This is a genomic window from Coleofasciculus sp. H7-2 (assembly GCF_042747725.1).
GTDB lineage: Bacteria > Cyanobacteriota > Cyanobacteriia > Cyanobacteriales > FACHB-T130 > FACHB-T130.
This window is the reverse complement of record NZ_JBHZGO010000082.1, coordinates 107,538-121,921: the sequence shown is the minus strand read 5'-3', so window position 1 is coordinate 121,921 and position 14,384 is coordinate 107,538. Positions and strand designations below refer to the sequence as shown.

Genomic DNA, 14,384 nt, shown 5'->3' with positions numbered 1-14,384 from the left:
AGCATAGGTATACAAGGCTAATTCAGAAAGCGGAATTTTGTTGAAATTTACTTCCTCCTCTTACCAGTATTCAAGAAATATCTTTAGCCAAGATTTTAGTGTCTGAGCACGTCGTTTAACTGTATCTTCTGAAAGTGACGGACACACTTCCATTAAGAACTCAGCCGCTGTCTCAGGTCGAATCTCTGAAAGATTGTGTGCATCTTGCCAGTTAAACCATGCCGCCCCAACGTTTGATGATATAAATTGGTAAGCCAGGAATCTCATTTTTGCTTCTCTTGACAGACGGTTAAGCATAAAACAGGTGGTGGTTGGTCGCCCACGTTCATCTGCAAGACCAAGAATTTCTACTGCTCTTCGATAGTAAGAAAAGGATCTGTTGGTAATATCATCTGTCTCTAAGAAATTTTGTCGGATAGTTGGTAGAGACGATGGATATTGAATCAATAGGGATGCGAAATCTAAAACTCGTTCAAGGTTATCAGCCTGGGGAACGTCACGAGAGAGAACCCTAATATTGTGCTGAAGAGGCTCTTCAAAACTGAGAATATCTATATCTTCTGTAGAGATAGATCTAACAAAGCGCAATTCTGGCTCATTAGTAGAAACAGCTAGATCTACTCGAAGATCGTCTTCTTTGAGTCTTGTTACGCACTCTCGCCAGCTATTAGCCAGAGATGAGTTGGTTTCATTCTCTTGATATTCTGTTGAGGAAAGAGATTTGATAGCCGTTGCAAGCGACGTTGATTGATTAGAATTGAGACTTATATGAAGAATCTGTATCCATGAACCTTGTAATCCATGTACAGGTGTAAATGTAGGAGGTTCTTTTATTTTTAACATATCTGCAACTTCCTGAAATAAGCGCTCTAACTTGTCAATTGCACTAGCACCGACTGACCAAAAGTTGTTCTCTTTAGGTTTAGCAGCAATCCGAACGACAACTGATAGACCATCACCGCCAAGGATTGTTCCAAGTGCTGCAAGAGATGAAGTAATTAGTCGAGATATATTCTCTTTTGTCCTTGAAGATTCTTTTGAGCCTATATCAGAATTCAAGATTTTATTAGTATCAATTTTTCTTAGCAATTCACCCGCCGCAGACCAAATACGTTCATCAGAATATTTCATATCATCTGCTGATTGAAAGAATGTATTCAATCCTTCCGCCCATTCGTCTTTTAGCTCCAAATCATCTACCTTATCCAGCACCGACTTAGTAAGAGATTTAAGCTCTCTAAGTTGCTTCTTTGTACGAGGAGCTTTTGCATAACTCTCTCCCCAAGTGGCGATGAAATCTAGAGTTTGTTCAGCAATAAGTTGACTTCCTTCAGAAAGGCTCATCTTAAAAAAAGAGTCTAGTGCAGGAGTAAGTATGGCAAAAATAGGTAATTCCCAATTCTCCACATAACAGGTAAGCCCAAGAATACTGATTCTTGATGGACTATTAGCAGTGATGTCTGCTCTTGATAATACTGCTGCGAGAAGTACCCAGATTGCGTCAATATTGACTTCCCGATCTCTCTTAAGAAGTTCACGTCCCAATGCTCCTAAGCCTATTTCTAAAGCGTTCTGCGATCCCAGAGCAAGTAGTGCAGCAAAATCTCGAATACTGGCATCCGCTGCTTTCAGGTTACTGAGAGTTTTTGCAACTTCTTCTCTGGCTCCGTCGGTATTGTCGGAGTCTAAAAATTGCTTTACCGTGGCAAGGATAGTTGTCATTCTACTTTTTTCAAAGGGACAAAGGTGAGACCACTCACAATCTCAATGTCAACACGAACACTGTTATACTTACGCCTATCACGCTTAGGATCTTGAAATGAGTGGGGCTGCGTTTCAGGCCCGACACCACCTTGCTCACTCGCCTGCTTAACAAAACGTCTAGCTTTAGCAAAGGGGATTTTGCGTAGTGCTTTTTGAGGCTCACTGCACTGTCCTTCAATCTTAGCAAGAAATGATAAGCCATCTTGATCGGTAACAGGGTTGTTTTGTGCCCAAGGGTGGCTGTAGCCACCATCTTGCTGGATATCTTCCCCTTGAGCTTGTACTCTCCCACGATATGGATATGGTGCTTGCGAACTAGACATATCAACCCCTCAAACCTGGCTAATTGACTAAGTACATATCGTCACAAACAAACCGACAATTCTTCATCAAGTTTGTTGTGTACAGGATTTTGGGGTCAGAATGAATGTATTCTCGCCAGTCCATTTTTTCTTATGCTCAAGAGTCAATTCTGCTCTTAATTTTAACTTTATGCCGAGTGCCAATTTATCTGTCTTTTTGATAGAATATTGTCCTCTCTATTCTGGTGCCTAGAATAGAGAGGAGTGCGATCGTACTTCTCAATTCTTTGCAAAAATTCATCCTAGTGCGGTCGCTTCACTCCCGTAGGATGGGTTGAGGCACGAAACCCATCATCACCAACCCCAAGCGATCACCCGCTCTTTTATCTGAGCTAAACAGGCGATGCTCTTACCTATCAATTCTCGGATTTCTCCTGATGTCAGCGCCATTTATCTATGAACGTCCATGACGACAAACGAATGAATACTTAGCATAGGTAGTTGCTTTTACCTATAAATATTGAGTGAAGATAGCCCATTAAAAAATAAAGTTTTAGTAAAGATAGCCTTTTAATTGAAAGTAGCTTCGTTTTACTAAGCTTATTCTATATTGATCGGCTTTCCCTAATAACTTGTAGCAGTTATGGAACAGTCAGCCCTTTGATATAAATAACAATACACTCTTGAGATAGAGCCGTTGGTGCGATCGCAGAAGTTATTCTGAAAACAATTCAAGCGGAAGTAGCAAATCAAACTACAACAAAGCTAAGAATTCTTTTTTGAAAGAAAGTGCTTCACGCATACAGACTTTCAAAGTTCTAATTTATTTACATTTTTTTGGGAGTTTATCAACAGCTATGGCTAATCAAAATGATTACCGTGAAGTTCGTCAGGATTCTTACAATGACGCTAACGGTCATACTCACACCAACGTAACGAAAACAGAAAGAACAGTTAATAATGGCTTTGCTAAGCCTAACTCTGACTCCTACCAGGATGGTTACGTTAGCGGTCGAGTCTCCGAGCGCAGCTACCAAGAAGAGAATTTAGCTGTTCGGGATAACAACAATGCGGCGAGTGGCTTGGTAATTGGCTTGCTCCTGACTTCGCTGGTGGGCTTGACTGCTGGGGCTTTGTTCTTTTTAAACCAACGGAATGAGGCACCCACTCCAGTTATCCCAAATATTGTGGTTCCTCAAAAACCAGATGCGAAGCCAGCTCCGGATGCGAAGCCAGCTCCGGAAGCGAAACAAGCTCCTAAAAAAGAAACCACGATCATTGAAAGAACCAGGGATGTTCTTGTTCCAGTTCCTCAACAGCAAGCTCCAGCACCTCAACAGCAAGCTCCGGCACCTAACATCAACATTACTGTGCCCAAAGCTGAGCCAAAGCAGCCTGAGGCTCAACAAGCACCTTCTACACAAACTGCTCCCACACAGTCCGAAAGTGAGAGCGATCGCACTCCGGCTCAAGACGAATCGAGTGCAACAGATCCCACATCCAGCAGTCAACAAAACCCTGCTGCCGATAGTCCGGAGGCTTCTGGTCAGTAACTAGCGATAAAAAAGCCGCGATCGTCCTACTTCAATTAACGGTTTGGATGAGAATAGCCTCAAAGCGAATAACTTTGAGGCTATTTCCTGTGTCGGGTAAAATACCCACCGAAAGAATGACAATCAAGCACTCGACACTCTATAGATCAATTCAATCGTGAAGACAAGTTTGTACGGATGGTAACACCCAGCCTACGTTACGCGACTCCAACTAACTTGGCGCTCAAATCCCACAGCTTTTGAGCTTTGTTATCATCGCTAGCTTCGTCAGAAACCTCTTGCACAAAAGACTGACGACCGGGTTTCTGGCGATTTCCCCAACTCCAATACATCCCAGATTCCTTGTATTCAGGATCGGCAACGATCGCGCCAACCCTTTCCCCTGCTAGCTCTTGAGACACGTATCCCCCGGTAATGTTCTTTTGGAACAGCGGGAAGATTTTCCGAAACAGAGGATAGTGGTTGCGGAACAGAGGTGTATCTGCAACGCATCCGGGATAGAGAGAGTTGAAGGTGATGCCTGTTGCAGAATGATAGCGCCGATGCAGTTCCCGCATGGTCAAAACATTGCAAAGTTTGCTATCTTTGTACGCTTTGCCGGGTTTAAACTTCTTGCCGTTAATCATCGAAATTGGCTCTTTGAAACCAGCTTCAAAGCCTTGGAGATTGCCTAAATCTGGAGGCGCTGGAATCGGAATCTTACCACCCAACTCCTTCGGATTGGCTGTCACGGTTCCCAAAATCACGAGTCTGCGATCTGGATAAGAGGACTTTTTCAGATCCTCCAACATCAGGTTGCACAAGAGGAAATGACCCAAGTGATTCGTCGCGACGCTCAGTTCATAACCTTCGGCGCTCCGCATTGGTTCTTTTAATAAAGGTAGATAAACTGCGGCGTTGCACACCAAAGCGTCCAGGGACTTGCCGCTGGCTCTGAAGTTATTCACAAACTGGCGAACGCTCTCTAAAGAGGCTAGGTCAATTTGCATGAGGGTGTAGCTGTCTTGGGGGATTTCCACCATTTCGGCAGCTTTTTGCCCCTTCTCCAAATCCCGACAAGCCATGACTACGTGCCATCCCCTTTTGGCAAGCGCTTTTGCACCGTACAAACCAACCCCTGAGGAGGCACCCGTGATTACAACCGTTGGCTTACGATTCTGTTCCATTCTGTGAGACTCTATTGACCATATTCACTTTCTCTAGGATCTCACGTCCCTGAACAAGTTAAAAACATAAGCATAAATGTCACGTAAAAGCAGGCAATAAACCCAAATAAGGGGTCAACTCAAATCGTTGAGGAGGTTTCCCCAGAGCCTTAACCATTCCTAAATCTCGATTTTCAGCCGCAGTTAAGGAAAATTGTAGGTTGGGTTGAGGAACGAAACCCAACATTTTTAGGATTTGGTTGGGTTTCGTTGCTACTGAGCTAGGATCTCACGTCCCTGAACAAGTTAAAAATATAAGCATAAATGTCACGTAAAAGCAGGCAATAAACCCAAATAAGGGGTCAACTCAAATCGTTGAGGAGGTTTCCCCAGAGCCTTAACCATTCCTAAATCTCGATTTTCAGCCGCAGTTAAGGAAAATTGTAGGTTGGGTTTCGTTCCTCAACCCAACCAAATCCTAAAAATGTTGGGTTTCGTTGCTCAACCCAACCTACTGAGCTACTGGGCTAAAAGATTTTTGGCGCTAACTGAACCGTATTGGGTTTCCGCAGAGCCATAACCACTCCTAAATCTCGATTTTCAGGCGCAGCTAAAGACAACACTGGGTCAGTCGCTAATGCATCGGCATCAGCCTGGTTGAGCCAAAGTAGCCGCGTGGTGAGCGAAATGATCGCGGATAAATGAGGCAATGAAATAGTAACTGTGATCGTAACCGGGTTGTTTGCGGAGAGTGAGGGGATGATTTACCTCTGCACAAGCTTGGGCAAAAATGTCGGGTTGCAATTGTTCGCCTAGAAATTGATCTGCATCTCCCTGATCGATCAAAATGGGCAATCTTTCTTGAGCAGATTTAATTAAATGCATCGGATCGTAAGCTAGCCAGTCAGATTTATTGTCGCCCAAATAATTCTGAAATGCTTTTTGTCCCCAAGGGACAAGGCTTGGGGTAACAATTGGAGAAAAGGCGGAGACACTTTTAAACATTCCGGGATTTTTCAGGGCGATCGCTAAGGCACCATATCCGCCCATTGAATGTCCGAAAATACCCCGAATTGCCATTACAGGGAAGTTAGCAGCGATCGCTTCCGGTAATTCTGAAACTACATAATCATACATCCGATAATGCTTTGCCCAAGGCATTTGCGTGGCATTGACATAGAATCCCGCACCTGTTCCCAAGTCCCAACTATCTTCCTCTCCAGGGACATTACAGCCGCGCGGACTGGTATCGGGAGCAACCACAATTACACCGTACTGAGCCGCAAATTGCTGCGAACCTGCTTTACTGATGAAATTTTGTTCTGTGCAGGTTAATCCACTCAACCAATAGAGTACCGGGCAAGATTGCGTTTCAGCCTGGGGAGGAAGATATACGCCAAAATTCATCTCGCTCTCAAGTACGGCAGAGTGATGCCGGTAGACAGATTGCCAGCCACCAAAACTCCGGTTGCGGCTGACTAAGGTGAGGTTTGTAGGGACGGGTTGGTTCATGACTGATAAACTAAGTCTCTAGTAGAGAATGACAGAACGAATACTCTTACCCGCGTGCATTAGATCAAACGCCGTGTTAATTTCCTCTAATGGCATCGTCTGAGTAATGAACGGATCGATCTGAATTTCGCCTGCGAGATACCTTTCTACATAGCCGGGGAGTTGCGATCGCCCTTTGACTCCTCCAAAGGCAGAACCCCGCCACACGCGCCCCGTAACCAGTTGGAATGGACGAGTGCTAATTTCTTCTCCTGCACCCGCAACCCCAATAATCGTTGATTCTCCCCAACCTTTATGGCAAGCTTCAAGGGCAGCCCGCATCAAATTGACATTGCCGATGCACTCAAATGTATAATCAGCACCGCCATCCGTGAGTTCGACAATCACTTGCTGAATTGGCTGGTTGTAGTCTTTGGGATTGATGCATTCCGTTGCGCCTAACTGCATTGCCAGTTCAAACTTGCTGGGATTGATATCTATGCCAATAATCCGCCCTGCTTGAGCCATTACGGCTCCCTGAACGACGCTTAACCCAATTCCCCCTAAACCAAACACTGCAACCGTTGAGCCTGGTTCCACTTTTGCCGTGTTCAATACAGCACCAATGCCTGTGGTAACGCCACATCCTAACAGACAGACTTTTTCTAACGGCGCATTTTTGTTGATTTTAGCGATCGCAATTTCGGGCAATACAGTGTATTCGCTGAACGTACTGGTGCCCATGTAGTGATAGATAGTTTCACCGTTTTTGCTAAATCGGCTGGTTCCATCGGGCATCAATCCTTTGCCTTGCGTGACGCGAATTGCCTGACACAGATTGGTTTTTCCAGATAGACAAAACTTGCATTGCCCGCACTCTGGCGTGTACAGCGGAATTACGTGATCGCCCGGTTGCACGCTGGTGACGCCAGCACCCACTTCCTCGACAATACCGCCGCCTTCATGCCCCAAAATAGTTGGGAAAATGCCCTCCGGATCTTTACCAGACAGCGTAAATGCATCCGTGTGGCAAACGCCTGTGGCAACAATCCGAACCATAACCTCTCCGGCTTTTGGTCCTTCCAGGTCAATTTCTTCAATTTCTAAGGGCTTGCCAGCATCAAGAGCGATCGCTGCGCGTGTTTTCATAGTGACTTCCTGCCAATGTTGCCTAGCACCCTATCATCCCGAACTTTGCCATAGATAGCGAGAGCTGTAATTCTTACTTTAGCGATCGCCGTTGGTTTCGCGGGTGAAAGTGACCCAGAAGTTTCAAAAATCCCTTTGCGATCGCCGGAGAGATGAGGATGAAGATTTCTCCGCCCAATGCGATCGCCACTTCTGTCGTCGATGCCCAAGCGCGAGTTTGACATCCACCTGTGGAGCGAGTAGATTAGGCTGCGGTTGTGCAAAAAACAAGTCTCGTTATCGTATCAATGGATTTCTGTTCTGCGCTGCTGAACTTATAGTTTGCTCAATTCTCTTCAACCTCGTCTCTGGACGTTTTGCACTATTAATCCAAAACAAAATATTCTTCTTTAATGAATTACTAAACGTCTCAAAATTCCGGTTTGCTGCTTCGTTTGCTTCCAAGGCTTGCTTTAAATCCATCGGAATAGTCAATGCTTCGATCTCGTCTAACGCAGTCCACGAGCCGTCTTGTTTCGCAGCATCAATCTTTTTAAAACCTACTTCAGTCATCAATCCTTGTTCGATGATTTCTTCAATATATTGTTTATTCAATTTTGACCATACGCTTTTTAGTTTTCGAGGCGTAAAGATTTGCATATAACGCTCTTCGTCCAAGGATTTGACTTTACTGTCAATCCAGCCAAAGCATAAGGCTTCTTTGACGGCTTCGTTGTATCGAACGCTCGGTTTACCGCTTTTGACTTTGTAGTAAATCAACCATATACCGGGCGAGGTGCGATGGTTTTTTTCCAACCATTCCCGCCAATATGTGCGATCGCTGGCATAAATAGTTTCTAGTTGGTCATCAAATTTCGGCATCACAGAAGATGGCAGACAATCTGAACCCTAAACATTAACAAATAACTTCAATATACCGTCCTTACCGATAACCGAACGCAGCCTAATGCCTCCACTTGCCGGACTTAGGATGAATGGCGCTGACGCAAGGAGAGGAGGAAATAAATTTCGAGAGCGAGAAGCTATGTCAAGCTAAAGCTTACTCGTAAGCCTTTGAACTGACATCTTGCACCAGTCACATTACCCGAAGAGGGGTTGTAAGAGCTTCAAAGGTGCGATCGCCAGTCCTTCGGTTGATGGACTAATCCCCGCTAATCTCCACTAACATCTCGCCTGTTCGCAAAAGCTCTAAAGCTTCCGGCAATGTTGCACTCAAAATCTCTCGCAACCGCGCATTTGATGTATTGCCACACGTCAACCAGATAATTTGTGGCGGCGAACCAAAACGATCGACTAAATCAACAAAATCTCTGTCCTTTGTTATAACGATCGCTCCTTGCGCTTTCGCTGCCTCGAAAATCTCATAATCTTCAGCATCTCTCAGACCAATATCGCGCAAGGCGACTGCTGTCACCCCAAATGTATTCGCGATCCAGGGTGCGATCGCTGGCGACAGTTGTGCATCTACCCAAATCGTCATGCCACCAGAACTGGATGATCGAGTTTACGCGCCGCGTAGGTGAGTGCTGCCTTCAGATCCTCCATTTCAAGGTCAGGCATTTCCTCCAAGATTTGTTCGGCACTCAAACCCGCCGCTAACAAGTCCAGCACATCTGATACTCGAATTCTCATACCCCGAATACAGGGACGACCACCACACTGCTTCGGATTAACTGTAATTCTGTCAAGCAAATCTGGCATCCGATTTCACTCCGAGATGAGTCATAATTTCAGTGTGGATCGCGTTTGTTCAACTTGCAAATCAAGAAACTCTCAATATGCGATCGCTTTAATGTCACCCATTAGGTTAGTACCAAAACACTTTCTTGCTCTGCATCTCCACGCTAGTTAAGCGTCAGAAACTACCGCTTTGGAACTGACCTCAAACTGTAGCTGCGAACGGTAGAAACAGACATCAAACTCCATGAAAAACCTAATGCAGTATCAGCAGATGATAATATGCTGATTCGCAAGCGATCGCGCTCATTCCTACTAAAGGCTTTTGTCAGTCTGCTCCAACGCATTTTTAGGATCTATTATAGCAGCAGGAGGCTGTTTTTCCTGCATAACTCTCATCAGAAATCGTAGAGCTTCATTAACTGCATCGGCATTGGGAAACATTTCTGCGACATCAGGTTCTAAGCGAACGATTGTCCCCCCAAAACTCTTTCTTTGGGAACCTAACTTTCTGACTCTTAGGCTTTTTAAGTCATATTGCGATCGCAGATTATTTTCCATCTTTATCATCATCCTCTCAATAGCCCAAAATACAGACTCTCAGTTCTTGAGGGGTCATGTTTAGGCGGAAGATTGCTTCTATTGGTTAGGTAGTGTGTTGTGTTAGTTGAGATAGCTTTAACCTTAAATATCGAACATCTCCAGGTGGCGCTATAACTGTACTTGCTGCATCTTTGACTCTGATAAAATGTTCTTGCAAAGCTGACTGCCGCACAGACTCATGCTCCTGCCCTAAGTGTTCTAGGGCAAAATCGAGTAACTCCTCATTACTTAGCTGCTGCAATTGCTTTTTCAAGCTCTCAGACATATCTTCTGTCTCCATTAGGCTCGATGTAAATAATCATCCGTTGGCTTGGGAAGTCTCTAGGCTGAATTACAATACATAACTCTCCATTGGGTAGCAAATCAACTAACCGAATATAACATCTCAATTGTGCGGTTAACTCACGTGCAATTAAATATAATTCCCTAAGTTGGTCTGGAGTTGGCTCCATATTGATACTGTTTATCCTACGAACCCACCTTAATGCGGTATGTTAATCCCATTTCGTTTGTTTTCCCAATTCAAGTGATGTTTCCTCAACAATTATTCATAATGATAGCGAGTATCACCATGCCGTTGAAAATCCTTTAGCGATCGCGCTGGAAGTCGTCTACATCTTCCTATTATCCAATGCTGTCGATGATATGCTGATTCGCATTAGCGATCGCTCTCCTGCTATCAGGCGTAAACTACAACCGGAACTCGCTTAAACGCAGGTATCCCAGACTGCTTATCTATCCGGGCTTTAAAGATGACGTTAACTTCGGGATAAAACATCATCGCTGCTCCCTGACGCACAGCACCAAAGATAATTTCAACATTCTCTAACTTACCTGCATCACCCTGCACCGTCACTCGCTGATGCTCTTGCCATCCTACTTATTTTGCATCGGATGGATTCATTAAAATACAGTTGCGGTGCGGCATTCCCCGATATTTGTCGCCTGGTTTGTAAACTACCGTATTGTGTTGCGAGTAGCTGCGTCCCGTCATCAATGCTAATATAATGCTAGGGGTAGATTCTGGCACTCCAAACTCTTTTGCCTCCGGTAAATGCAATTCTGGTAATGGCGTAACAAACATATTAGCTTTACCGGACGGTGTAGCAAATTTGGGTGACTTGAAAATGCGTCCGGCGATCGTAAACTCTTCCTTGGTTTCATCAATTGTCGCCATCTGCTCAAAGCCAGGAATCGTTTTGCCAATTAGTTGGCGGACATATTTGGTATCTTGAAGTTTGCGCCAATCCACCGGATCGCTGCCAAGAATCCGATGCGCTAATTCCGTGAGAAATTCCACCTCCGAAATCAAATCCGCATCCTTAAGATGGGTTTTACCAACATCATTCAGCCGCACAAAGTTGTTGCCCGATTCCGTCGTAGTTTGGTGCGGATTTTCAAAGCGATTAAATACGGGAATGATGATGGTATTTTTATTGGCTAATCCGTGAAAGTGTCCTAGATTCGGTTTAGTAGCAAGGTAAATAATCGTTTCAATATTGCCTAAAGCACGCTTTGCCTGCATCAAGTCAGGGTTCGCCGCATACAGATTACCACCCAGGCAAATCAACGTATCTACTTTGCCTGCATCAGCCGCATCAATTAAGTCGCGGGCGCGATATCCAGGGTTGCGGTTGAGCGATCGCCCCAGCAATTTCTCTAGCGCTTCTTGAATCTCTTTTTTGAGTTGGACTGTCACACCCATCGAGCCAAAACCCTGGACGTTGGAGTGTCCCCGGATGGGCATCGTACCGCCACCCTCTTTGCCCGCATTGCCTGTCAGCAGAGCCGTGTTGGCGATCGCATAGATGTTATCGACTCCGTTGTCGTGCTGGGTTGCACCCATCGCCCAGGCGAATACAACACCTTTGGAAGCGGCGATTATTTCTGCGGCGACTTCGATTTCCTGTTGGGAAACACCGCAAGTTTGGGCGATCGCATTCCAGGAAATAGAGTTAGCATAATCGACAACTGCTTCCCAACCCTCAGCGTGAGCGCAAAGATAATCTGTTTGAATTAAGTTGCGTTCAATTAGCGCTTTTTGGATGCCGATAAATAGCGCCACATCGCTACCGGGAATCGGTTGCAGATAAAGTGAGGAAATCTCCGAGCCAGAAAATAGCGACTTGAGGGGAAACGCTGGGGAAGCAAACTTGACCAACCCCACTTCAATTACTGGATTAACGACAATAACTTTGCCACCGCTATCGCGCAACTCAATCAGTTCATTCATCAAGCGCGGATGGTTAGCAGGCGCATTCGACCCAATCAACACCACGCAGTCTGCCTTTTTCAAGCTATCCAGACTGACCATTGAGGTGCCAGAGCCAAACATTTTCTTCAGTCCCACCGTCGAGGGAACGTGGCACAAATCCGAGCAATCTGCCAAATTATTCGACCCCAGCAATCGCATCATCAGTTGCAGCAGATAAGCCGCTTCATTCGACGAGCGCCCGGAACTATAGGAGGCGACTCGCTCCGGCGACTTGCGAAAGCCAGCTTCGCCAATCTCGTAAATCTCATCCCAGGAAATCCGCTCGTAATGAGATTTGCCCTCGCGCAGAATGACGGGAAAACTGAGACGACCGAGGCGATCCGCTTCTAAGGAAGTCAACTGCTGGAGTTCGGCGATACTGTGGCGCTCGAAGAAATGGTTTGAGACAGGTGGTTGCAGTTCGGCGGAAATTGCCTCTACGCTTTTGGCGCAGCGTTGCATCGTTTCGCCCAATTCGTTTGCGAAGCCGCCCTTTTGTCCCCCCGTTCCCCAAGCACAGGACAAGCAAGCACTTTTATGCAACAACGTTTGCCACAGTTTTGGCCCTGACGGTGACAGCGTATGTTCTGCCCAATATTGCACGACGGGCAAACCGCCCCCCATTTCTGGAATATTGCTAGAGCGATCGCTAGTTGCTTTAGTTGCGTCTTCTGTTTTAATGTCTGCGTCCATACAGCTTCCTCTTGAATGCAGCGCCACTCATCCGTCAGCCTGGAATGCCTTCTATCCCTCTTAATCTATCTTGCACCAAGCCCTCAGAATAGAATTTTGGAGCTATAGCGGTTCTTACTTGAGTGCGGTACGCCTAGACCTAACCCCCTAGCCCCCTTCCCTACAAGGGTTGGGGGAACCAGAGTCTTCCTCCCCTCTCCGCATCGGGGAGGGGCTGGGGGAGAGGTCGATCTGTCTAAGTCCGCCAGCGCGGATTACCCGAAAATTAAGGGTTTTGTAACCTGCTCTCGTCAGGTTTCGTTTGTGTGCCCGCTGTCGCTGAGCGGTTGAAACCGCCAGGTGCAAGATATGAGTCTATCTTTTTTACTAGAAAACTAGCTTCTTAAACATCTTCTAATCACTTCAATCGTAGCTTTGTGCTTCTCTATCCTTAAGCAGATTGTTAGGTGCCTTCCCCCAGCCTGCAACTGCGCCGTGGAATAATGAGTAAACAACAGTTCCTAAAATTTTTATGACCACTTCTCACAGCCAGGGCTATCTCGTCACGATCATTTGCGAAACGGTATTGCAAGATCGCCTAGTTAAGTTACTCAGCACATTGGGTGCTTCTGGCTACACGATTATTCCAGCCAAGGGCGCTGGTAGTCACGGTAGACGCATGGGAGATATCGCTGGCTATAACACCAACATTGAAGTCAAAACCATTGTGACAAAAGAGATATCAGACCAATTGCTAGAAGACCTGAAGGAGTTCTCGATCAATCATGCCTTAATTGCCTTTCGTCAAAAGATAGAAGGTTTGTTTGATTAAATAATTGAATCTAAAATCTGACTGGGGCGATAGATTTTAACTTGTCGAGTTCTCGGAGCGATTAACCAGCCTAAGCGATCGCTACTGTGTAGGTGCCATGACACTTGATTCTCCCTGAGTAGTTTGATTCCATCCTCAATTCGGAATTTTCCTTAACCATTTGCATAAATTGCTCATTGGTAATATCTAGGTAACAAGGAATTCTGAATTGAGGTGAACCAACCATTGTTGTAACTTTGTCAGCAGCATGAATCAAGAGTTTTGAGCATACACGGTGCTTTTTACTTGTCTCCAACCCTTCTATTGAATGCTTGTTACAGCAACAGTGGCTCAATTTTTGCTTGTACTTCCTCAATCACACTTTCTGGCACGGACTCGACAAATTGAACACCACGAGCTTTCCAGTCTAAACACTTGATCTGGTCTGCAAGAATAACCCCCTGAATCTTCAATCCAGATGGCAAGAGAACTTCAAAAGGATACCCTTTTTGTTGTTTTGTGATAGGCATGAACAAAGCCAGGGAGCTTTTCTGGTTATAAGCAAGAGGCGAGATTACAAAAGCTGGTCTATGACCCCTCTGTTCGTGCCCCTTTGTCGGATCGTAGTCCAAGTAAACGATATGTCCTCGGCTGGGAATATACAAATTTGCTTGTACTACCAAACTTCATTTCCTACAGCTATTCCACTATCAATTTCAGCGTGAAGATTCTCCGGTGTGATTCCCTTAATAAGCTCATCAAGCGAGTAACGCTTTCGACTTCTGGGCTTAATTACTAGAGTTCCATCTACCACACTAATATCTATCTCAGCCCCTTCAGCTAAATGGATTTCCTTGGCTAAATTCTGTGGAATCCGAACAGCAAGACTGTTTCCCCACTTTGCAACAGTTGCAGCCATAGTCTGAATCTCCATCTAGCGAAACCGATCTCTATACTCAGCTT

The 14,384-nt window shown here is 45.4% G+C and carries 15 protein-coding genes and 1 pseudogene; 2 read left to right on the top strand and 14 right to left on the bottom strand.

Annotated features, from left to right (window positions below; translation table 11 throughout):
* Positions 1-60: 60 nt before the first annotated feature.
* Together ACFW2W_RS15980 and ACFW2W_RS15975 are read right to left on the bottom strand one after the other, a co-directional pair.
* Complete coding sequence (locus tag ACFW2W_RS15980) at positions 61-1,722, bottom strand: hypothetical protein (RefSeq protein WP_378179959.1); 1,662 nt, start codon at positions 1,720-1,722, stop codon at positions 61-63.
* Positions 1,719-2,087, bottom strand: a complete 369-nt coding sequence (locus ACFW2W_RS15975) for a hypothetical protein (protein WP_378179956.1) — start codon at positions 2,085-2,087, stop codon at positions 1,719-1,721. Before ACFW2W_RS15975 ends, ACFW2W_RS15980 begins: the two co-directional genes overlap by 4 nt.
* An 836-nt stretch (positions 2,088-2,923) precedes the next feature.
* On the opposite strand from ACFW2W_RS15975, the gene ACFW2W_RS15970 reads away from it, so the two are divergent.
* Positions 2,924-3,619, top strand: coding sequence for a hypothetical protein (locus ACFW2W_RS15970; RefSeq protein WP_378179953.1), 696 nt, complete (start codon positions 2,924-2,926; stop codon positions 3,617-3,619).
* A 197-nt stretch (positions 3,620-3,816) separates the two neighbouring features.
* Here ACFW2W_RS15970 and ACFW2W_RS15965 read toward each other — a convergent pair whose 3' ends face one another.
* The 10 genes and pseudogenes from ACFW2W_RS15965 to ACFW2W_RS15920 form a co-directional block, all read right to left on the bottom strand.
* On the bottom strand, positions 3,817-4,785 hold the full coding sequence (locus tag ACFW2W_RS15965; RefSeq protein ID WP_378179951.1) for a protochlorophyllide reductase: 969 nt from the start codon (positions 4,783-4,785) through the stop codon (positions 3,817-3,819).
* A gap of 627 nt (positions 4,786-5,412) precedes the next feature.
* A complete protein-coding gene (gene fghA / locus ACFW2W_RS15960; RefSeq protein WP_378179948.1) occupies positions 5,413-6,276 on the bottom strand; it encodes an S-formylglutathione hydrolase in 864 nt (287 codons plus the stop codon).
* Between the two features lie 18 nt (positions 6,277-6,294).
* Entirely contained in the window at positions 6,295-7,404 is a 1,110-nt protein-coding gene (locus tag ACFW2W_RS15955) for an S-(hydroxymethyl)glutathione dehydrogenase/class III alcohol dehydrogenase (RefSeq protein ID WP_378179946.1), read from the bottom strand.
* Positions 7,401-7,628, bottom strand: a complete 228-nt coding sequence (locus ACFW2W_RS15950; protein WP_378179943.1) for a hypothetical protein — start codon at positions 7,626-7,628, stop codon at positions 7,401-7,403. Before ACFW2W_RS15950 ends, ACFW2W_RS15955 begins: the two co-directional genes overlap by 4 nt.
* Positions 7,629-7,680: 52 nt before the next feature.
* On the bottom strand, positions 7,681-8,265 hold the full coding sequence (locus ACFW2W_RS15945) for a YdeI family protein (RefSeq protein ID WP_378179940.1): 585 nt from the start codon (positions 8,263-8,265) through the stop codon (positions 7,681-7,683).
* Positions 8,266-8,545: 280 nt separating this feature from the next.
* Positions 8,546-8,884 carry a DUF5615 family PIN-like protein gene (locus tag ACFW2W_RS15940; protein WP_378179937.1) on the bottom strand — a complete coding sequence of 113 codons (339 nt, stop codon included), beginning with the start codon at positions 8,882-8,884 and terminating at the stop codon, positions 8,546-8,548.
* Positions 8,881-9,105 (bottom strand): DUF433 domain-containing protein, encoded by a 225-nt coding sequence (locus ACFW2W_RS15935; RefSeq protein WP_378179934.1) that lies wholly within the window; start codon positions 9,103-9,105, stop codon positions 8,881-8,883. The genes ACFW2W_RS15940 and ACFW2W_RS15935 overlap by 4 nt, the downstream gene beginning before the upstream one ends.
* A 291-nt stretch (positions 9,106-9,396) precedes the next feature.
* A complete protein-coding gene (locus ACFW2W_RS15930; RefSeq protein WP_378180010.1) occupies positions 9,397-9,642 on the bottom strand; it encodes a hypothetical protein in 246 nt (81 codons plus the stop codon).
* A gap of 85 nt (positions 9,643-9,727) precedes the next feature.
* Positions 9,728-9,949, bottom strand: coding sequence for a hypothetical protein (locus ACFW2W_RS15925; RefSeq protein WP_378179931.1), 222 nt, complete (start codon positions 9,947-9,949; stop codon positions 9,728-9,730).
* Between the two features lie 414 nt (positions 9,950-10,363).
* A pseudogene (locus ACFW2W_RS15920) lies at positions 10,364-12,562 on the bottom strand (FdhF/YdeP family oxidoreductase).
* A 580-nt stretch (positions 12,563-13,142) separates the two neighbouring features.
* On the opposite strand from ACFW2W_RS15920, the gene ACFW2W_RS15915 reads away from it, so the two are divergent.
* Positions 13,143-13,442, top strand: coding sequence for a P-II family nitrogen regulator (locus tag ACFW2W_RS15915; RefSeq protein WP_378179928.1), 300 nt, complete (start codon positions 13,143-13,145; stop codon positions 13,440-13,442).
* A 314-nt stretch (positions 13,443-13,756) separates the two neighbouring features.
* Here ACFW2W_RS15915 and mazF read toward each other — a convergent pair whose 3' ends face one another.
* The gene (gene mazF, locus ACFW2W_RS15910; protein ID WP_378179925.1) at positions 13,757-14,104 is read right to left on the bottom strand and encodes an endoribonuclease MazF; all 348 of its coding nucleotides are present in this window, start codon (positions 14,102-14,104) and stop codon (positions 13,757-13,759) included.
* Entirely contained in the window at positions 14,098-14,340 is a 243-nt protein-coding gene (locus ACFW2W_RS15905) for an AbrB/MazE/SpoVT family DNA-binding domain-containing protein (RefSeq protein ID WP_378179922.1), read from the bottom strand. The genes mazF and ACFW2W_RS15905 overlap by 7 nt, the downstream gene beginning before the upstream one ends.
* Positions 14,341-14,384 lie beyond the last annotated feature (44 nt).